This window comes from Frigidibacter sp. RF13 (assembly GCF_026626305.1).
Classification (GTDB): Bacteria; Pseudomonadota; Alphaproteobacteria; order Rhodobacterales; family Rhodobacteraceae; genus TMP-24.
In genome coordinates this window covers 1-19,357 of the sequence record NZ_JAPNUE010000008.1, presented here as the reverse complement: position 1 = coordinate 19,357, position 19,357 = coordinate 1, and the positions used below count along the sequence as shown (strand labels likewise).

General features: G+C 65.8%; 22 protein-coding genes. 3 read left to right on the top strand and 19 right to left on the bottom strand.

Features of this window, described 5'->3' with window-relative positions; all coding sequences use genetic code 11:
* Nucleotides 1–66: 66 nt before the first annotated feature.
* The 15 genes from OU426_RS14440 to OU426_RS14370 form a co-directional block, all read right to left on the bottom strand.
* Nucleotides 67–1,047, bottom strand: coding sequence for a phosphotransferase enzyme family protein (locus OU426_RS14440; RefSeq protein ID WP_267634742.1), 981 nt, complete (start codon nucleotides 1,045–1,047; stop codon nucleotides 67–69).
* Nucleotides 1,044–2,294 (bottom strand): aspartate aminotransferase family protein, encoded by a 1,251-nt coding sequence (locus OU426_RS14435; protein ID WP_267634741.1) that lies wholly within the window; start codon nucleotides 2,292–2,294, stop codon nucleotides 1,044–1,046. The genes OU426_RS14440 and OU426_RS14435 overlap by 4 nt, the downstream gene beginning before the upstream one ends.
* Nucleotides 2,287–2,706, bottom strand: a complete 420-nt coding sequence (gene arfB, locus OU426_RS14430) for an alternative ribosome rescue aminoacyl-tRNA hydrolase ArfB (RefSeq protein WP_267634740.1) — start codon at nucleotides 2,704–2,706, stop codon at nucleotides 2,287–2,289. Before arfB ends, OU426_RS14435 begins: the two co-directional genes overlap by 8 nt.
* Nucleotides 2,707–2,832: 126 nt before the next feature.
* Complete coding sequence (gene trmD / locus OU426_RS14425) at nucleotides 2,833–3,639, bottom strand: tRNA (guanosine(37)-N1)-methyltransferase TrmD (protein ID WP_267634739.1); 807 nt, start codon at nucleotides 3,637–3,639, stop codon at nucleotides 2,833–2,835.
* Complete coding sequence (gene rimM / locus OU426_RS14420; protein ID WP_267634738.1) at nucleotides 3,632–4,150, bottom strand: ribosome maturation factor RimM; 519 nt, start codon at nucleotides 4,148–4,150, stop codon at nucleotides 3,632–3,634. Before rimM ends, trmD begins: the two co-directional genes overlap by 8 nt.
* 1 nt (nucleotide 4,151) lies before the next feature.
* Nucleotides 4,152–4,283 (bottom strand): hypothetical protein, encoded by a 132-nt coding sequence (locus OU426_RS14415; RefSeq protein ID WP_267634737.1) that lies wholly within the window; start codon nucleotides 4,281–4,283, stop codon nucleotides 4,152–4,154.
* Nucleotides 4,284–4,289: 6 nt separating this feature from the next.
* Complete coding sequence (gene rpsP / locus OU426_RS14410; RefSeq protein WP_267634736.1) at nucleotides 4,290–4,640, bottom strand: 30S ribosomal protein S16; 351 nt, start codon at nucleotides 4,638–4,640, stop codon at nucleotides 4,290–4,292.
* 45 nt (nucleotides 4,641–4,685) lie between these two features.
* Nucleotides 4,686–4,979 (bottom strand): chorismate mutase, encoded by a 294-nt coding sequence (locus OU426_RS14405; protein ID WP_267634735.1) that lies wholly within the window; start codon nucleotides 4,977–4,979, stop codon nucleotides 4,686–4,688.
* Between the two features lie 85 nt (nucleotides 4,980–5,064).
* Nucleotides 5,065–5,643, bottom strand: coding sequence for a GNAT family N-acetyltransferase (locus OU426_RS14400; protein ID WP_267634734.1), 579 nt, complete (start codon nucleotides 5,641–5,643; stop codon nucleotides 5,065–5,067).
* Nucleotides 5,640–6,179 (bottom strand): GNAT family N-acetyltransferase, encoded by a 540-nt coding sequence (locus tag OU426_RS14395; RefSeq protein ID WP_267634733.1) that lies wholly within the window; start codon nucleotides 6,177–6,179, stop codon nucleotides 5,640–5,642. Before OU426_RS14395 ends, OU426_RS14400 begins: the two co-directional genes overlap by 4 nt.
* Nucleotides 6,176–6,685, bottom strand: coding sequence for a GNAT family N-acetyltransferase (locus OU426_RS14390; RefSeq protein ID WP_267634732.1), 510 nt, complete (start codon nucleotides 6,683–6,685; stop codon nucleotides 6,176–6,178). The genes OU426_RS14395 and OU426_RS14390 overlap by 4 nt, the downstream gene beginning before the upstream one ends.
* Nucleotides 6,682–7,227: a GNAT family N-acetyltransferase gene (locus OU426_RS14385; protein ID WP_267634731.1), complete on the bottom strand. Its 546-nt coding sequence runs from the start codon at nucleotides 7,225–7,227 to the stop codon at nucleotides 6,682–6,684. Before OU426_RS14385 ends, OU426_RS14390 begins: the two co-directional genes overlap by 4 nt.
* Entirely contained in the window at nucleotides 7,224–8,747 is a 1,524-nt protein-coding gene (gene ffh / locus OU426_RS14380) for a signal recognition particle protein (RefSeq protein ID WP_267634730.1), read from the bottom strand. Before ffh ends, OU426_RS14385 begins: the two co-directional genes overlap by 4 nt.
* 203 nt (nucleotides 8,748–8,950) lie before the next feature.
* Nucleotides 8,951–9,379 carry a hypothetical protein gene (locus tag OU426_RS14375; RefSeq protein WP_267634729.1) on the bottom strand — a complete coding sequence of 143 codons (429 nt, stop codon included), beginning with the start codon at nucleotides 9,377–9,379 and terminating at the stop codon, nucleotides 8,951–8,953.
* 278 nt (nucleotides 9,380–9,657) lie between these two features.
* Nucleotides 9,658–10,242 carry an FMN-dependent NADH-azoreductase gene (locus tag OU426_RS14370; protein WP_267634728.1) on the bottom strand — a complete coding sequence of 195 codons (585 nt, stop codon included), beginning with the start codon at nucleotides 10,240–10,242 and terminating at the stop codon, nucleotides 9,658–9,660.
* Nucleotides 10,243–10,344: 102 nt separating this feature from the next.
* Between OU426_RS14370 and OU426_RS14365 the strand changes: the two genes are divergently transcribed.
* On the top strand, nucleotides 10,345–11,232 hold the full coding sequence (locus OU426_RS14365) for a LysR family transcriptional regulator (RefSeq protein ID WP_267634727.1): 888 nt from the start codon (nucleotides 10,345–10,347) through the stop codon (nucleotides 11,230–11,232).
* Nucleotides 11,229–12,128, top strand: a complete 900-nt coding sequence (locus OU426_RS14360) for a DMT family transporter (protein WP_267634726.1) — start codon at nucleotides 11,229–11,231, stop codon at nucleotides 12,126–12,128. The genes OU426_RS14365 and OU426_RS14360 overlap by 4 nt, the downstream gene beginning before the upstream one ends.
* A gap of 27 nt (nucleotides 12,129–12,155) precedes the next feature.
* Here OU426_RS14360 and OU426_RS14355 read toward each other — a convergent pair whose 3' ends face one another.
* From OU426_RS14355 to OU426_RS14340, 4 genes are all read right to left on the bottom strand, one after another.
* The gene (locus OU426_RS14355; protein ID WP_267634725.1) at nucleotides 12,156–14,108 is read right to left on the bottom strand and encodes a glycoside hydrolase family 99-like domain-containing protein; all 1,953 of its coding nucleotides are present in this window, start codon (nucleotides 14,106–14,108) and stop codon (nucleotides 12,156–12,158) included.
* Nucleotides 14,109–14,417: 309 nt separating this feature from the next.
* The gene (metG, locus tag OU426_RS14350) at nucleotides 14,418–16,136 is read right to left on the bottom strand and encodes a methionine--tRNA ligase (protein ID WP_267634724.1); all 1,719 of its coding nucleotides are present in this window, start codon (nucleotides 16,134–16,136) and stop codon (nucleotides 14,418–14,420) included.
* 75 nt (nucleotides 16,137–16,211) lie between these two features.
* Nucleotides 16,212–17,432 carry an MFS transporter gene (locus OU426_RS14345; RefSeq protein WP_267634723.1) on the bottom strand — a complete coding sequence of 407 codons (1,221 nt, stop codon included), beginning with the start codon at nucleotides 17,430–17,432 and terminating at the stop codon, nucleotides 16,212–16,214.
* Nucleotides 17,433–17,507: 75 nt separating this feature from the next.
* On the bottom strand, nucleotides 17,508–18,080 hold the full coding sequence (locus tag OU426_RS14340; RefSeq protein WP_267634722.1) for a YceI family protein: 573 nt from the start codon (nucleotides 18,078–18,080) through the stop codon (nucleotides 17,508–17,510).
* 125 nt (nucleotides 18,081–18,205) lie between these two features.
* On the opposite strand from OU426_RS14340, the gene OU426_RS14335 reads away from it, so the two are divergent.
* On the top strand, nucleotides 18,206–19,246 hold the full coding sequence (locus OU426_RS14335; RefSeq protein ID WP_267634721.1) for an aldo/keto reductase: 1,041 nt from the start codon (nucleotides 18,206–18,208) through the stop codon (nucleotides 19,244–19,246).
* The last annotated feature ends 111 nt before the right edge of the window (nucleotides 19,247–19,357 follow it).

The following is a 19,357-nucleotide window of genomic DNA, read 5'->3' as shown; positions in this document are numbered from 1 at the left end:
ACCTTTTCGAATTTGTGCAAAGACTTGCCTAAAAGGCACGCTTCGGGCGGCCCTCGCGAACAATCCTCAGGCCCAGCCCGGCAGGGCCCGCTCGACCAATGTGGCGAGCCGAACGGCACGTGTCACGTACAGGCCCTGCCGTGGATCGTCCGGCGCCGCCCGGCTCTGTATCCAGCCGCAGGAGGCAAGCGCGCGAAGGAGCACACCGATCCGGAGGTCCTCCTCGGAAAAAGGTATCGGCTGCACACGTTCGCCGTTGTACCCGTCAAGCAGCGCGCAGGAGAGATCTGGAAGAGCCGCCTCCTCAAGGCTTTGTACAAGGGCTGTGCCGAGATCATAGATGCGGTAGCCGTAGCCACTGTCATCGAAATCGATCAGCGATAGGTTTCCGTCGGCGAGAAGCAGGTTTTCGCGCAGCACATCGGCATGGATCAGGCCGAAATCGGCGGCATATCCGTCTCCACGCGCCAGCCTCTCGTAAAGGGATGCCCGCACCCCATGAAGCAGCGCGCTCGCCTCGCTATCTAGGCCGGGGTGCCGCCAGAACGGCCCCCAAAGCGGCGCCGCACCCAAAAGACCTTCCGCATCCCAACGCGGTCGCGGCAGCACGGGCAACAGGTCCAGACAGTCCGTCATATTGTGCAGCCGCGCAATCAGTCGGCCGATATCCCGATGTAGGTCGGCCTGAACGGTGCGGCTTCCGCAGAGAGGCAGGGCCGCGCGCCCGACCGGTTCACCCTGGATCCATTCTGTCGCGCTGACGGTCCGACCGCCGACGTCGACCGACACCTCGCCGCCCGGAAGGGGAACCGGCCCCGGTGTCGGAAAACCGTGCGCGGCGAGCGCCCCGGTCCACAATAGCTCTGCCTCGATCGCCGCGCGGCTCTGATATCCCACGCGGTGTAGCCTGAGGGCGGCGCGGCGCCCTTGGGAAAGCTCCATCCGGTAAACGATGTTCTCGCGTGCAACGATCAGCTCAGGCGCGGCCACGGCCCCCCAAAGCCGCGCCGCCTTGGCCGCGATCGCCGCCGTACCTTCGTCGGTCACGCTGCGACCTCGGCGAGACTGTCTGCCAGCGCTTCGGCCACGAAATCTGCCTCGGCGGCGCCGAACGGCATAGGCGGGCGCAGCTTCAGGATATGCTGGGCGCGCCCGATCCGCCCGATCAGGATGCCGCGCGCCTTCATCTTCTCCACCACTGCTTCGGCTGCCTCCGGCGCGCGCTTGCCGTCCTGCGCTAGTTCGACCGCGAAGAAGAGGCCCCGCGCCCGGGTGCCCGCGATCAACGGGTGCGAGAGGCGGACAAGATGTCCGGCCATCCGGTCGCTCACCCTCGCCGCATGGGCCATAAGCCCCTCTTCCTCGATCACATCGAGAACGGCGCTGGCTGCGGCACAGGCCACCGGATTGCCGCCGAACGTGTTGAAATAGCCAAATGCCTCGCGGAAAGCCGCCATCACGTCGGGCCGCGCCACGACGCCCGCGACCGGATAGCCATTGCCCATTGGCTTGCCCATTGTCGCCACATCCGGCGCGAAGCCCAGCCACTCATGCCCCCACCAGTGCCGACCGAGTCGACCGAACCCCGGCTGCACCTCATCCGAAAGGATCAGCCCGCCCGCCTTGCGGACGGCAGCGACCGCCTGATCAAGGAACCCCGGCGCCACATCCGGCAGGCCTTCGTTTGCAAAGATCGGGCAAAGGATCAGGGCGGCGCAGCCGTAGCCTGCCACCTCCAGTTCGCGGATCGCGCGGGTGACGTGACCGGCGAAGACCGCCCCATCAAGACCGTTCGGCGCAAGCCAGTCCGGCGCGGGGACGCGCCGGATATGGGGCGGCCAGCCGCCGATCGGCGGGCGGCGGGTATTGAGCGCGGACACCGCGGCCGTGTTGCCGTGATAGGTATTGTCGGTCGCGATCAGCCCGGTCTTGCCGGTCGCCGCTTGTGCCATGCGCAGCGCGATATCGTTGGCTTCCGACCCGGTGCAGACCATGATCGACTGGGAAAGGCCATGTCCGAAGGTCGCCGTCAGCCGGTCCAGATAATCGAGGATGCCGGTATGCAGATAGCGGGTATGGGTGTTCAGAAGCGCCGACTGCCGGGCGATCGCCTCGACCACTTTCGGGTGGCAGTGACCGACATGGGGGACATTGTTGTAGCAATCCAGATAGCGGCGGCCGTCGGCATCATAAAGCCAGACGCCTTCGCCCCGGACGATCTGCACGGGCTCTCGGTAAAAGGTCGGGACATTCGGGCCAAGCCGCGCCGCCCGCCGCTCCAGCAGATCACTCATCGTCCACTTTTCCTCGCATGGCCTTCACCTCGGACCGCTCCGCCTTGGACTTCAACCGCCGCTGCTGGCTGCCGTATGTGGGTTTTGTCGCGACCCTCCGCTTCGGCGCGACGAGCGCAGCGCGGATCAGCTCGGTGAGCCGTTCACGCGCGATCTCGCGGTTCTGCGCCTGGCTGCGGGTTTCTTCTGCCCGGATCAGGATCGCCCCATCAGCAGTCCAGCGCCGCCCCGCAAGCCGTTTCAGCCGCGCCTTGACGGGCGCGGGCAGATGCGGGCTGCGCTCGGCCTCGAAGCGCAGATCGACCGCGGTCGAGACCTTGTTCACATTCTGCCCGCCAGGGCCGGACGAGCGGGAAAAGCTTTCCGAAAGCTCCCAGTCGGCGATGGAGACTGTGTCGGTGATCCAGAGCATGAACCGGGTTCTCGCCCGGCCCGTGCGCGCGGTCAAGGACTGCGCGGTGCGGCCGGGTGCGGGGCAAATTTTTTCGCGAAATAATTTGCCAAAATCCTTCGCGAAGGATTTTGGTCGCGCGTGGGTTCAGCGCCTGCGCTTTTCCTCTGCCGCCCAAAGGTCGGGCCGCCGTTCCCGCGTGATCCGCTCTGCCTCTGCCCGCCGCCATTTCGCGATCTCGCCATGGTGGCCGGACATGAGGACAGGCGGAATTTCCCGACCCTGCCAGACCTGCGGTCTGGTGTACTGCGGATACTCCAGCAGCCCTGCCGAGAAGCTCTCTTCCTCGGTCGAAGCGGCATTGCCGAGAACGCCGGGAAGAAGCCGGACAGTAGCGTCGAGAAGCGCCTGCGCCGCGATCTCGCCGCCGGTCAGGACGAAATCACCAAGGCTCACTTCCTCGATCCGGTAGGCCTCGATCACCCGCTCATCCACGCCTTCGAAGCGACCGCACAGAAGCGTCATGCCTTCTGCCGTCGCGAAACGCCGGGCCATGGCCTGATCGAATGGCCGCCCGCGCGGTGAAAGATAAAGAACCGGCCAGCGCGCCCTGTCGTCCGGTGCGCCACGCGAGGCCTCGTCGAGCGCGCGTGCGACGACGTCTGGGCGGAGCACCATGCCCGCCCCGCCGCCCGCGGGCGTATCGTCGACATTGCGGTGACGCCCCTCGCCGAACGGCCGAAGGTCGATGGTCTCAAGCGCCCATTTGCCTTCGGCGAGCGCCTTGCCGGTGAGACTGAGGCCGAGCGTGCCGGGGAAGGCTTCGGGGAAAAGCGTGATGATCCGGGCCGTCCAGGCGCCCTTCAGGCGCGGCGTGTCAGTCATCAGTTCGCGCGGGCGCAGCGCCTGGGAAATCGCGATGCGACCGTGCGATTTCGGTTTTTCGTCACTCATCGCCCGGATCCTCGGCGCCCGGATCTTCGGGCGGATCGGCGATGATGCGGCCGGCCGTCAGGTCGACGGTCGGGACGGCGGCCTTGGTGAAGGGCAAGAGGATCCCGCCGCCCGGCGCCGTGATTTCCAGGAAATCGCCCGCCCCGTGGTTATGGACTGCCTTCACCCGGCCCAGCGGGCGGCCGGATGTGTCCAGGACCTCGAGCCCGATGAGGTCGGCGTGATAGAATTCGTCGTCGGGAAGATTGGGCAGCTTGTCGCGGTCGGCATAAAGCTCGAACCCGCGCAGCGCATCCGCCTCTTCCTTGGTGGTGATGCCCGACAGCCGGGCCGTGAGCCCGCCGCCGGAGCCGCGGGTCAGACGGAGGGTGAAGCTGCGGCTGCCGTCCTTCGACCAGAGCGGTGCATAGGCGGCAATCGCCTCGGGCTGGGCGCAGAAGCTTTTCAGCCTGACCTCGCCCTTGACCCCGAAAGCCCCCGCGATGGCGCCGACGCAGATACGATCCGCCATGTCAGCCCTCCGCGCAGTCAGCCGCCGGGGCAGGGGCCCCGGCGAACAGGTTGTCGGCCTTCACGCCCGCCCAGAAGGCCGCCGCGCAAAGCGTGACCGTCACGATGCGGCGCAGGAAAAAGCCAACCAACATAGCGGCTTACTCGGTAGCCGCTTCGGACTTGGCCGCCTTTTCCTCGGCGCGCTTCTTGGCCTTGTCGCCCGGTTCGGCCTTTTTCATGTTAGCGCGGGTGGTCTTGGGCTTGGCGCCCGAGGCTTCGAGGAAGCGGGCGACGCGGTCGGTTGGCTGGGCGCCCTGGGCGAGCCAGTGGTTCACGCGCTCCATGTTCATCACGACGCGCTTCTCGTCATCCTTGGCCAGAAGCGGGTTGTAGGTGCCGAGCTTCTCGATGAAGCGGCCGTCGCGCGGCATGCGGCTGTCGGATGCAACGATCGAATAGAACGGGCGCTTCTTGGAACCGCCGCGTGCCAGACGGATTTTCATAGCCATGTTATATACTCCTTTGGATGGCTGTTAAACCGGGGCAAGCCCCTGTTATTTCTGCAGTTTCTCGTGATGCCTGATGACTTCGGAGATGATGAAGGTCAGGAATTTCTTGGCCAGTTCGGGGTCGAGGTCGGCCGCCTTGGCCAGCTCCTCAAGCCGTGCCATCTGGGTTGCCTCGCGCACCGGATCGGCGGGCGGCAGGTCATGCGACGCCTTCAGCCGCCCCACCGCCTGGGTCTGCTTGAAGCGCTCGGCGAGCGTGTAGACGAGGATCGCGTCCAGCCGGTCGATGGCGTCGCGATGCTCCCTCAAAAGCTCCGCCGCGCGGGTTGTCGTGTCCATCAAAGGCCCCTCCCCATACGTCTGGCAGGCGTCGGTCTTCCGTCCCGCACCCGTCCCGCATCCGTCCCGACACGCATTAGGCATTTCATAGGCATTTCCCCGGGTTCGGATGGCGGTAGACCAGGCATTCATTCCCGATGTCGACTTCGGCCGCCGTGTCCCGCGCGGCGCCCAGCCGTTCCGCGAGCCGGATCGAGCGGTCGTTGTCCGGGGCGATATAGCTGACGATCGTCACGAAGCCGAGCGCGCCGAACGCATGGGCGCGAGCGGCCTTGGCCGCCTCGAACGCATAGCCCTGGCCTTCGGCGGCTTCGGTGAACAGGAAGCCGAGTTCGGGTTCCTGATCGCCGGGCTCGAAGCCGATGAGGACGAAACCCAGAAGTGCGCCGGTATTGCGGCTTTCGACTGACCACAGGCCATGGCCACGCAGAAGCCAGGTGGCGGTGGCCTGGGCGAAGTCGAGCCAGGAGTCCGCACGGCTCATCGGACCGCCGATGCCGACGCCACGGTCGCCGCATTCGATCCCGGCCCAGGCGTCGAAATCGCCGATCCCGGGCGCGCGCAGCCGCAGTCTTTCGGTCTCGATCACCGGGACGAGGGCCGCGAACGCGGCGGCGGCGTCGGCCGTCCGGCCGTTCGGGGGCTGTTCCCAGAGGTTGGTCATACCAGCGCCTCCGGGCCGGGATGTCGGTAGACAAGGCAGGGCTTATCGCCCGCCGGATGGGCCGCACCTGCATCGAGCCGCGCGCCCAGCCGTTCCGCCAACGCGATGGAGCGGTGGTTCGACGGGTCGATGTAACTGACGGCGGTCGTCCAGCCGAGCCTGTCATAGGCGAAACGGCGAGCAGCAGAGGCAGCTTCGGCCGCATAGCCCTTGCCCTCGGCTTCGCCCGACCAGACAGTCCAGCCGATCTCCTGTTCCGGCCAGCCCGCCGGGAACCAGGGGCCAGCCATGCCGAGCGGTCGGTCCTCGCCCCTAAGCGTGAAGACGAAATTGCCAAAACCCCGCATCACCCAATGGCCGATCACATGGCCGAAGGCACGCCAGGTTTCGCGGATGCCATAGTCGCCCGAACGGATGAAGGTGGCGCGCGGCGTGGCGAGGAAGGCATCGAAGGCGGACCAGTCCGCGCTTGAGGGTGCGCGGAGCGTCAGGCGCTCGGTCTGCAAGACCGGGGTGTTGGCGAGCGTGATCGTCATGCTCGTCCCCTCAGGTCATGGCGGATCACCACGTCGCCCGGATCGACGCCCGGAAGGGTCGAGTCGATCACGCCGCCGAGGCGGAGGCCGAGGGCGATGGAGCGGTCGTTCGCGGGGTCGATGATGTTGGTGACATGGGGCCAGTCGAAGGTGACGCGGACCCAGTCGAGGACGGCGCGGGCGGCCTCGGCAGCATAGCCCTTGCCTTCGGCTTCGGGCACCACGAACCAGCCAAGCTCGGGGGCAGGGAAATCGTCGCCGTGGTAGATGCCGACTTCGCCGACATAGGCGCCGGTTTCGCGGTCATCCATGCCGAAGGGGCCGTAGCCCTTCAGCTGCCAGATCGCCACGTCGGAAGCCCAGGTGCGCCAGGCGTCGATGCGGCTCATCATGCCGCGTTCGTGGATCGAGCGGGGCGAGGCGAAGAAGGTGGCCCAATGTTCGAAATCGGCGAGCCGGGGCGCGCGCAGGATCAGGCGTTCGGTGTGGAGCACGGGGATCGTCATGCGCGGCCCCCGGCGTGATGGCGGTAGGTCAGCGTCGGTTCGTCGCCGTAGGGGTGCGGCGCGTCCGGATCGACGGTGGCGCCCATGCGTTCGCAGAGCCGGTGCGAGCGGGTGTTGGCCGGGTCGGTATAGCTGACAGCGGTCGTGTGGCCGCTGGTCGCAAAGAACCAGTCGCGGGCGGCGAGGGCCGCCTCGAGTGCGAGACCCTTGCCCTCGTGCTCGGCCGACCAGAGGCTCCAGCCGAGTTCGGGTTCGGGGTGGGTTTCGGGGAGATAGGGGCCGATGCCGCCGATTGGTTCTCCCGTGTCGCGGAGCGTCACGGTGAAGAGGCTGAAGCCGTGTCGGTTCCATTGGTCGAGGATATCCACGAAGCCATCGCGGGTTTTCTCATAGGTCCAGGGGCCGCCCATCATGTGCGACCGCTCCGAGGCCCAGAAGCGGGCCGAGGGGACCACATCGCCGTCCGCAGGCACGCGCAGGCAAAGCCGCTCGGTCCAGAGGACCGGCTTGCCGTGCATATCCTGGGCCAGGCGATGGGTCACTTTTTCTTCCCGAACCCCAGACCGCCAAGGCCCGAAAGCCCGCCCGGCAGTTTCAGCCCGCCCAAGCCGCCGAGGCCGGGGAGCTTGCCGCCCAAGCCTTCCTGCATACCCTTGGCCATCGCTTCCATCTCGGCGGGGCTCATCGACGACAGGTCCTTGGGCATGTCGCCGCCTTTCCCCATCATCTGCATCGCGGCTTTCATCATGCCGCCTTTGCCCATCTTGCCCATCTTCTTCATCATGTCGGCCATCTGCCGGTGCTGTTTCAGAAGGCGGTTCAGTTCGGCCACGTCGAGGCCGGCGCCCGCCGCGACGCGGCGCTTGCGCGAGGCGGCCATCAGGTCGGGGTTGGCGCGTTCCTTCTTCGTCATCGAGTTGATGAGCGCGATCTGGCGGCGCAGCATGCGGTCGTCGAAGCCCGCGGTTTCGGCGGCCTTGGCCATCTTGCCCATGCCGGGCATCATGCCCATCAGGCCCTGCATGCCGCCCATCTTCAGCATCTGCTCAAGCTGGCCCTTGAGGTCGTTCATGTTGAACAGGCCCTTGGCAAAGCGCTTGGCCATGCGCTCGGCCTCGGCCAGTTCCATCGTCTCGCGGGCCTTTTCGACCAGCGCGACGATGTCGCCCATGCCGAGGATGCGGCCGGCGATCCGTTCGGCTTCGAACGCGTCGATGGCGTCCATCTTTTCGCCGAGGCCCACGAAGCGGATGGGCTTGCCGGTGACGGCGCGCATCGAAAGGGCGGCACCGCCGCGGCCGTCGCCGTCCATCCGGGTCAGAACGACGCCGGAGATGCCGACTTTCGCCTCGAATTCGGTGGCGACGTTCACGGCGTCCTGGCCGGTGAGGCCGTCGACGACGAGGAGGGTCTCGCGTGGGCTGACCGCGTCGCGGACCGCCTGGACTTCGGCCATCAGCGCCTCGTCGATATGGAGGCGGCCGGCGGTGTCGAGCATGTAGACGTCATAGCCGCCGAGCGTGGCCTGCTGCTTGGCGCGCTTCGCGATCTGGACGGCGCTTTCACCCTTCACGATCGGTAGCGTATCGACGCCGATCTGGGTGCCGAGGATCTGCAGCTGTTCCATCGCCGCTGGGCGGTTGGTGTCGAGCGACGCCATCAGCACGCGCTTGCCGTTCTTGTCGGTCAGGCGCTTGGCGAGTTTGGCGGTCGTCGTGGTCTTGCCCGAGCCTTGCAGGCCGACCATCAGGACCGGCGCGGGCGGGTTGTCGATCTTCAGCGCCTCGGGTTCGCCGTCGCCGGCGAGCACGCGGACAAGCTCGTCATGGACGATCTTCACGACCTGCTGGCCGGGGGTGACGGATTTCGTGACCGCCTGGCCGGTGGCCTTGGCCTCGACCGCCTTCACGAAATCCTGCACGACCGGCAGCGAGACGTCGGCTTCCAGAAGTGCCACGCGCACCTCGCGGAGCGCAGTCTTGACGTCGGCTTCCGAGAGCGCGCCCTGCTTGGTCAGGCGCTCGAAAACACCGCCAAGGCGTTCTGACAGGCTCTCGAACATCGTCTTTCTCCTTCGCCGGTTGCCCGGCTGATATAGTCCAGCTTCGCCCATGCCCCAAGCCAAAGCAGAATGACACCTGTGGGCGCAACGCGCTGACAGATGGCGATCCCGGCCTTGAGCCTCAGGACCGGAAGCGACAAACTTCCGGGGGTTTGGGAGGGCGCATACGCCGCTTGGGCGCGGGTGTCAAGGAAAGCGGGCGGTCAGTAGTCGCCGGTCGTGCCGTCGCAGGTGGTTTCCTGGGCGCCGCAGATGCCGCGCACCCAGATCGGCGCGTCGGTCTTCTGATCCGCGAGCCTGAGCGCGACCCAGTCGCCCTCGCAGGCCACGAGTTGCGCGATCCTGTCAGGATAGATCCAGTCCTCGTCCTGCCAGATCACATCCGCGGTCGGGTCGGGCGCAGTGAAGCCCTTCTGGGTCTGGGCGACGAAGGCCAGATCGGCGACATTGACCCAGCCGTCCGGCGCTGTCTGGTCGGGATTGCCCCAGGCGTGGACGCCAGTGACGGCTGCATAGCCGTCACGGATGTCGGTGATGGTAAGTTCGCCGCTCATCCTGCCGTGATCGGGATCGTCCACCATTGGCACGGTGCCGATCCGCACGGCGGCTGCGTCGGGTCCGGCCAGGATCACGGGGGCTCCGGGTGCCTCGCTGCGGACGAAGACCGGAATAGTGCAGTCCGCGGCGGCCGTGTTTGGAAACACGATCAAAAGCACCAGAGTGTAGCGCAACATCATCGACAAGAGCACCCGGCAAACGACAAATTCGGGAGAGTGGTCGGATATTCAACCTCTGGCGTCAATCGGAACTTCGAGAGAGCGCGCGCGTCAGCGGACGCGCGCGGCATGGGATCAACGGGTAAGAGGCAGAAGCTGTAGGCAAACGGGATGGCTCCTGCCGCCACGCGGGGTCAGGCGGCGATCTGTTCGATGGCTGCTTCGGCGCGGGCGACGGCGGCGCTTTCGTCGCGGGCCACGCCCTCGGCGGCGATGAAGGTGACATCGGTCAGACCGATGAAGGCGAGGACCTGCTTGAGATAGGCAGAGGCAAAATCAACCGCCGAGCCCATCGGCACACCGCCCGAGGCATAGGCCACATAGACGGGCTTGCTTGCCACGAGCCCCTCGGGCCCGGTCTCGCCGTAGCGGAAGGTTTCGCCGACCCGGCAGACGAGGTCGATCCAGGCTTTCAGCGGGCCGGTGACGCCGAAATTGTAGACCGGGGCGCCGATGACGATCACATCGGCTGCTTTCAGTTCGGCGATGAGCCTGTCGGAGAGGGCGAGCGCCTCGGCCTGTTCGGCGCTGCGCGCCTCTGCGGGCGTATAGGCCGCGCCGATCCAGGCGCCGTCGATCGCGGGCAGGCCTTGTGTGTCGCGTTCGGTCACCTGGCCGCCGATCTGGGCGATAAGCCGGTCGGTCAGCCGGTCGGTGAGGCGGCGGGTCACCGAAGCGCCGCCCTTGATGGAGCTGTCGATACGAAGAATGCGGGTCATTTGATCACCTATGCGTGAGTCTGCGGATGACCTTGAATCTAGGGCTTGCACGCCTTTCGAAAACTGCACATGCATAACAGGCAATGTTTGTGAGCGCACAGAATGAGTTTTGAAACCTGGGATGAAATCCGCACTGCCTATCAGGTCGCGCGCCTTGGCACCGTGTCCGGCGCCGCCGACGTGCTTGGCGTTCATCATGCGACCGTGATCCGCCATATTGACGCGCTGGAGGGGCGACTTGGCTCGAAACTCTTCCAGCGCCATGCGCGCGGCTATACGCCGACCGATGCGGGGCGCGAGCTTCTGGAGGTGGCGCAGGGCGCCTCCGACCGGTTCGACCAGCTCGCCGCCCGCATCAAGGGCCAAAGTGAAACGGTTTCAGGCGAACTGATCATCACCGCGATCTCGGGCATTCCGCGCCTGCTCGCCCCGTCGATCGCTTCCTTCCAGAAGGAACATCCCGGCCTGCATATCCGTTTCCTGACCGACATGCGGCTGTTCCGGCTGAATTCCGGCGAGGCGCATGTGGCGATCCGAGCGGGTGCGCGGCCGGAGGATCCGGATTATGTCGTGCAGAAATTCATCCAGCTGCGGAACGGCATGTACGCGGCGAAATGCTATGCCGACCGCCATGGCCTGCCGAAGACCGAGGCGGAACTCTCGCGCCACTGGTTCGTCGGGCCGGACGATCCGCAGGCGCGGGCGCCTTTCTATCAATGGCTGCGTGGCGCGGTTCCGGCCGAGCGGGTGGTCTTCCGCACCTCCGAAGCGGCGGCGACCGAGGCGGCGGTGCGCGCGGGCGCGGGGATCGGCTTCATGACCCTGCGCGAGGCGGCGCGCGATCCCGACCTGATCGAGGTGATGGCGCCCCGGCCGGAATGGACCTCGCCCTTGTGGCTCGTCACCCATGTCGACCTGCACCGGACACTGAAGGTCCAGAAGTTCCTCGCCCATATCAAGAAGGCGTCGGAGGGCTGGACGGACATATGACGGGCGCGACCGCCACCGGCCTGTCGCCCGCGCTGAGGGGCCATCTGGCGATGCTGGCCTTCTCGGCGCTTATCGCTGGGTCCTTCTCGCTTGGGGGGCAGATGGCGAACCTCGTCTCGCCGGTCGCCTTTTCGGCCGTCAGGTTTCTGCTGGCGGCGCTGTTCGTCGGCGCGGCCGCGCTGGCGACCGGCGCCTTCCGGGCGGGCGACGGGAGGGCGCCCTGGCGCTACCTCCTGCTCGGCCTCTGCCTTGCGGCCTACTTTGTCCTGATGTTCGAAGGGTTGAAGACCGCACCGCCGGTTTCGACGGCGGCGGTCTTTACGTTGACGCCCCTGATTGCGGCGGGGTTCGGCTGGCTGCTTCTGCGCCAGATCACCACGCCGCGGATCGCCGCAGCACTTCTGATCGGCGGCCTTGGCGCGGTCTGGGTGATCTTCCGCGCCGACTGGGGCGCGCTGATGCGGTTCGAGATCGGCAAGGGCGAGGTCATTTATTTCTGGGGCTGCGTTGCGCACGCACTTTATACGCCCATGGTCCGCAAGCTGAACCGGGGTGAAAGCCCGACGGTCTTTTCCTTCGGCGTGCTGGTGACCGGGTTCGTCGTCCTGACGCTCTGGGGCTGGGGCGACATCCGCGCGACCGACTGGACGAACCTGCCCGCTATCGTCTGGATCACGCTCTTCTACACCGCCTTCTTCGCGAGCGCGGTGACCTTCGTCCTTCTGCAATATGCCGCCCTCAGGCTGCCTGCATCGAAGGTGATGGCCTATACCTATCTCACGCCCAGCTGGGTGATCCTGTGGGAGATCGGCTTTGGCAACCCGGCGCCCGCCCCGCTCATCCTGATCGGTGTGGGTGCGACGATCCTCGCGCTCGTTGCGCTGATCCAAGACTAGACTCTGGCGCGGCAATCACCGCGCCGCTCAGGCAGTTGTTTCAATCACGTGATAACCCGCGTGCTGCGCCGCGACCGCAAAGATCCGCTCGATCGCATGCGCCCAGGTGCCATCCGCGAGGCCATTCTCGACCCCCCAGCAGGCGTCGAGATCGATCTTGTCGAGCACCTCAAGTGCCTCAGGCCGGAACCAGAACATCGAGCCCGCCGGAAAACGATCGCGCTTGAAGGGGAAGCCAAGCACCTGCGACAGGGCCGCTACATTCGCCCCGTTGTAGGTTTCGCTCTTGTCGGTGTGCGGAATGTAGGAGCCTTTGGGCGCAACAAGGCCGAGGCGCGGATCTGCGGCGAACAGGTTGGGGCAATTGCCGGAAACGAGACTGTCGATGATCGCTTGGCGCAGAGCTTCCCCGTCGGCCCTATAGGCGCTTTTCTTGGAATGCAGCTTGCAGATCGACCGGTAGCCAAGCGGGCGGATGCGCCGCAGCACCGAAAGGAAGGGGCGGATGTCGCGTCCGCGATTCTCGACAAGCTCGACCCAAGCGTCGGGCCTGTCGGCGCGGATGCGTTCGGCGATGGCGGTGCTTGTCGTGGTCACATAGAGATCATGCGGCCCAATGCGATCAAGCTGGGTTTTCAGCTCGGGCCAGGTTTCTTCGTAGTGGACATGCAGGATCACGCCCGTGTCGTGGCGCCGCGTCGCAGGAAGTTCCTGAATGTTCCAACCCACCGGCCCCAGTGACGCCACCGTATCGTAGGTTGCCTGAAGATAGCCGAAGCCATGCTTGCGGTCGGGCTCGAGGTGCGTGCCTTCAGCCCATTCGTTCCAGGCGTTGATGAAGACGAGCTTCTCGTCATCGGAATATTTCGGGTTTGCCGCGGCACGATGGCAGAGTGCGGAAAGCCACTGCGCATATTTGGTTACGCTGAACCGCGCCATGATGTGGGACGCGTTCTGCCTGCGGGCCGTATTGTCCCAGGACAGCATCGCGGTTCGGAACAGTTTGTAGCTCGGTTCCGGGCGGGTGACGGCATTGTCGACGATCTGCTCGTAGTTGTAGATCGGTCCGGTGTAGTCGGGATTGACGATCTCGACCTCATGCCGGATCGAATCCGACGCCATGCCATGCGGCGGAAACTCGACCGCCGCGTCGAAACCATACGGTCGGGGGTCGGTGACGCCGAAGCTTTGCGCTCCGACAATATAGAGCCCCTTGAAGCCGAGCCGTTTCGCTTCCTCGCGCCAGGCGGCGACAATGTTCTTGAGATCGGGAATGATATCCGCGCGATAAACGATGAACAAAGGCTTGTCGTCGACACGGATATAGCGAGGGTCGGCGAAATAGACCGCAAAATGGCGCAGAAGTGCGAGAGAATCCTCGATCGAATGTTTCTGGGCGATCAGGACGTTTTCTTCCGCCCCGTCCCAGCGGCGTGTCCAGTTCTCGTTGGCCCAGGTGAAGCAGAAAGGCGCGTCCGCCTTGGGATTGTCGAGCATCGCCTTCAGCGGCGTCTCCATCAGGATCTTTCCGCCAAACCAATAGAAATAATAGGAGAATCCGTGAAGGCCGTATTCTTTTAGGACACGAGCCTGGTCTTCCATGACTTGGGGGACGCGGAGGTCATAGTAGCCGAAATGGATCGGGCAATGTGGTTGGTAGTGGCCGACGAAGTTCGGGACGGCTTTGCCGACATTGGTCCACTCGGTGAAGCCTTTGCCCCACCATTCGTCATTCTCGGGAAACGGGTGATATTGCGGGAGATAGAATGCGATGAGTTTCACCCGCGGGGACATTTTCTGCGGCGGTGCGTACGGCACGAAATCTTCCCGTACCGCTGAGAAATCGACATTCGCGATGTCCGTCCGCGTGACAGAACGCGCGCGTTTCAGAACTTCGCTGGCCATCTCCGGTTGAGCCAGAAAGTCCTCGCGGCGCTTGGGATCGCGCTTATCCAGCGACCGGCGGAAGCGCTCTGCCATTCGTTTTGGCAACAGGGGGCCGAGAGACAGGACTGCCGAAAGAATGCGAAAAGTTAGCTTGTCGTTCATCATCCGTCGCTATCAATAGGTACACATTGCTGCTGTTATCGCTGCGCTTGTGTCGGTTGCATTTCTGCCGCTCATCCCCGGCACCGCGATCGTGTGCTCGCGCGGCGCAGAGCTTGCCCCGAAGCTGCACCGGGGTGGCGTTACTGTACCCTTTCATGTCTGTAAAGCCGCAAAAAAGCCGAAATAGGCCTGTCCGCGGATAATCGCGTGTGTGGGTTTCCGTAGCTCGCGCGCCGGTGTCTAGCCGCGCGTTCCGGCGAAACGCTTGGACCATTCCTCGCGTTCTTCGTCGGCGATCTTGCGGAAGAGGACTTCCGGAACGGCGAACGCGTGACCGGATGGCAGGGCCTCCAGCGCCTCGGCCACCGGGCCGGGCCAGGTGCGGTTGTCTGTTCCCATGTCCTTGAGCATCGTCGCGGCGGCGTCGGGGATGAAGGGCTCAGACAGGACCGCGTAGAGGCGGACGAGGTTGAGGGAGAGGCGGACGATGGCGGCGGCGGCCTCGGGGTCGGTCTTGAAGGCGGTCCAGGGGGCAGCGGATTGCAGATATTCGTTGCCGGCGACCCAGATGGCGCGGAGCTCAGAGGCGGCCTTGCGGACCTCCATTTCCTGCATGTGCGTCTCGTAGGCGCGGACGCGGGTTTCGAGGTCGGCGATCAGCGCCAGCGCGCGGTCGTCGTAGCTGCCGCCTGCGGGGATGGCGGGGCCGAACTTGGCGGCGCAGAACTTGGTGATGCGGCTGACGAAATTGCCAAGGACATCGGCGAGGTCCTTGTTCACCGATCCTTGGAAATTCTCCCAGGTGAATTCGCTGTCTGAGGATTCCGGGGCGTGGGAGAGGAGCCACCAGCGCCAGTAATCGGACGGCAGGATTGACAGGGCCTGATCCATGAAGACGCCCCGCCCGCGCGAGGTCGAGAACTGGCCGCCGTCGTAATTCAGGTAGTTGAACGATTTCAGATAATCGACGAGCTTCCAGGGCTCGCCCGAGCCGAGGATGGTCGCGGGGAAGGAAAGCGTGTGGAAGGGGACGTTGTCCTTGCCCATGAACTGGTAATAGGTGACGTCCGAGGCGCCCTTGTCGGTGCGCCACCAGCGTTCCCATTCCGCGTCGGGTTTGCCGTGGGCGTCGGCCCATTCGGCGGTGCCGGCGATATATTCGATGGGCGCGTCGAACCAGACGTAGAAGACCTTGCCCTCCATTCCCGGCCAGGGCTGATCGCCCTTTTTCACCGGAATGCCCCAGAAGAGGTCGCGGGTGATGCCGCGATCCTGCAGGCCGTCGCCGTCGTGGAGCCATTTCTTGGCGATCGAGGTGGTCAGGACGGGCCAGTCGGTCTTTGAATCGATCCAGGCCTCGAGCTTGTCCTTCAAGGACCGCTGCATCAGGTAGAGGTGCTTAGTTTCCCGCACCTCAAGGTTTGTCGACCCCGAGATGGTCGAATGCGGGTTGATGAGGTCGGTGGGATCAAGCTGCTTGGTGCAATTGTCGCACTGATCGCCCCGCGCACTGTCATAGCCGCAGTTGGGGCAGGTGCCTTCGATATAGCGGTCGGGCAGGAAGCGGTTGTCGTCGATGGAAAAGACCATCTTTTCCGTGACTTCGCGGATCAGGCCGTTGTCGGCCAGCTTGCCCGCGAAATGCTGGGTCAGGCGGTGGTTGCGCTGGCTGGAGGACCGGCCGAAATGGTCGAACGAGAGGCGGAAGCCCTTCGCGAGGTCTTTCTGTACCTCGTGCATCTCGGCGCAGTAGACATCGACGGGCTGGCCGGCCTTGGCGGCGGCAAGCTCGGCCGGTGTGCCATGTTCGTCGGTCGCGCAGATGAACATGACCTCGTGCCCGCGGGCGCGCATGTAGCGGGCGAAGAGGTCGGCGGGCAGCTGGGAACCCACCAGGTTGCCCAGATGCTTGATGCCGTTGATGTAGGGGATCGCCGAGGTGATGAGAATCCGCGCCATTCGTTCCGTCCCGAGAAGTCCGCCGCCCCGTTTAGCGTCATCGCGGCGCGAGGGCCAGAGGCCAATGGCCCGCGCTCAGCCGCGGCGCGAGCGGCCGAAGAGCTGGCCGATGGTGAAGGAGGTGCGCGGAACGACGACATAGGCGGTGCGGTCGGTCGGCGCGGGGCGGGCGCGCATGCGGATGACACTGAAGAGGACGAGCGCTGCATGGGTCGTGCCGATGAAGAGGAACATGGCCGAGGCGCCGTAGGCCTCGATCAGGCCGGAGGCGACGAGCGGCGAGGCGATGGCGCCGACGGCATAGAGGAACATGAAGGCGGCGGAGAGTTCCACCCGCTCGCTGTCGTCGGCGAAGTCGTGGCCGTGGGCGGTGGAGACGGAATAGATCGGCATGGTGGCGGCGCCGAAGATCGCAGCCGACAGGTAGGCGGGCCAGGGGCCGAGGCCGGAGAAGCCGATGGTCATGAGGCAGGAGAGGGCGGCGAGCACGGAGAGGCCGATCAGCACATGGCGCCGGTCGAACCGGTCGGCGAGCCAGCCGAGCGGGAATTGCGCGAGGCCGCCACCGATGACGTAGGCTGCAAGGAAAATGGCGATCCGGTCGGCGGAAAGCCCGATCTCGATCCCGTAGACGGGGCCGACCATGCGGAAGGCCGCGCCAGTGACGCCCGAGGTCACGACGCCGAGGGCAGCGAGCGGCGAGCGTGCCCAGGCGAGACCGGGCCTGAGGCGGGGTGCGGCGGGGGTGGGCGGTTCCTCGGCCTTCGACACGACGACGGGCAAGAGGGCCGCGCAGCAGAGGATGGCGAGCAGGTTGTAGGAAAAATACTGCGCCGGTTCGAGGAAACCGATGACGAGCTGCGCGGCGAGCGAGCCGCCGATATCGACGATCCGGTAGACGCCCATCGCCCGGCCGCGCGTCTCGTTCGTCAGTTTCGACTGCAGCCAGGCCTCAATGATCGTGTAGCAGCCCGCGACGCACATGCCCGAGAGGAGCCGGAGGAGCGCCCAGGCCAGGGGGCTGACGACCATCATATGGGCGATGATGCCGATGGTGCCGGCGGCGGTGAAGGCCGCGAAGGCCCGGGAATGGCCGACCGTGCCCAGAAGCCGCGGCGCCCACCAGCAGCCGATGAAGAACCCGAGGAAATGCGAGGAGCCGAGCGTGCCGATCTCGGTCTTGGTGAAGGAAAGCGAGACGCCGGACAGCGCGTCGAGCGGCGCCACACCCCCGGTGCCGAGTTGCAGGAAGATGACCGACAGGAAGAGGGCGGCGAAGGAAATCAGCAGGCGCATGACGGCGGGCTTTGTGGAACGGGGCCAACATGGCGCCACGGGCAGGGAAAGCCCAGAGCAAAAAACCGCCAGCCGTCAGTTCTGCAACAGGATCCGCGCGGAAATGTTCAGCTCGACCCGGTCGCCCACCATATCGGCGAAGCCGGTGGCGCCGAATTCCGACCGGTTCACCGCGCCCGACAGCTTGACCGTCAGCGCCTCTCGCGTGCCCTCGGCGCTGCCCTCAGGGCGGAAGAGCCGGGCCTGAAGCGTGATCGGCCGCGTCACATCACGGATGGTGATCCTGCCCTCAACCTCGGCGCCACTGTCGGTCGGGCGGACGCGGATGCTTTCGAAGCTGATCGCCGGAAAGCGCGCTGTATCAAGCACTTCGGGGCTTTTCATCGCGCCGGTGGCGAAGGGCAGGCCCATTTGCGCGCCGCCGGGGCTGAGCGTCACGCGGATGCGGCTGGCGGCGGCCTTGTCGAAGTCGAGGATCAGATCGGCGCTTGCGACCGGCATGCGGCCTTTCAGCGGCGACTGCCCGACATCGACCGAAAAACCCACCTCGGACTGGCTCGGGTCGAGCAGGTAATGCAGCGGTTTCGCGGCCGCGGGGGCGGCGGTCATGAGCAGCAAGGTGAGTGCAGTTACGCTCGGGCGCGGCATGCCAGTCCCCATTTCCGCACAGCCTAGCACAAGACCCCCGGGCCCCCGTGTCATTTTGCCGTGACTTGCCCTTGACCCCCACGGGGACAGACGTTCTAGCTGGCCGGGTGGAAAGGGAGGGGCGGATGCGGACGGTCACACTCGGACGGAGCGATCTGAAAGTCTCCGAAATCTGCCTTGGCACCATGACCTGGGGCACGCAGAACAGCGAGGCTGAGGGCCATTCCCAGATGGACCAGGCGCTGGCGGCGGGGGTGAACTTTCTCGACACGGCCGAAATGTATCCGGTGAACCCGGTCCGGGCCGAGACCATCGGACGCACCGAGGAGATCATCGGCAGCTGGAACCGCAGGACCGGGCGACGGGGCGACTGGATCATTGCGACGAAGATCACCGGCGAGGATGGCAAGGCGCGGGGCGACGAGCCGATCAGCGGCGATGCGGTCGGCCGGGCGCTGGAGGGCTCATTGAAGCGGTTGGCGACGGACTATGTTGACCTTTACCAGCTGCACTGGCCGAACCGTGATGTCTATCATTTCCGCGCGGGCTGGCATTTCGATCCGCGCTCGCATGACAAGGCGGCGATCCTTGCACATATGGAAGATGTGCTTCAGGCGCTCGACCGGGCGATGACGGCGGGCAAGATCCGGCACTGGGGCCTGTCGAACGAGACGTGCTGGGGCACGGCCATGTGGCTGCAGCTGGCCGACCGGATGGGCGTGGCGCGGCCCCTGACCCATCAGAACGAATATTCGCTGCTCTGCCGCCTCTGGGACCTCGATCTGGCAGAGCTTTCGCACAATGAGGGGATGGCGCTTCTGGCCTTCTCGCCGGTGGCGACCGGGCTTCTGACCGGGAAATATCAGGGCGACGTGATCCCGCCCGGCTCGCGCCGGTCGCTGAACCCGACGCTGTCGGGCCGGGTGACGGAACGGGTCTGGGGGGCGGTCGAAGCCTATCTGGCGATCGCGCGGGCGGCGGGGCTCGATCCGGCGGCGATGGCGGTGGCCTGGACGATGACCCGGCCGGTGCAGACCTTGCCGATCATCGGCGCGACGACGCCCGGACAGCTTGCCATCGCGCTGTCGGCGGCCGAGCTGCGTCTGCCGCCAGAGGTGCTGGCGGCGATCGAGGGGGCGCACAAGGCCCACCCCTGGCCCTACTAAAGTTTCGTCCCGCGCTTTGCGCGGGCCGACCCGTGGGGGGGGGGGGGGGGGGGGGGGGGGGGGGGGGGGGGGGGGGGGGGGGGGGGGGGGGGGGGGGGGGGGGGGGGGGGG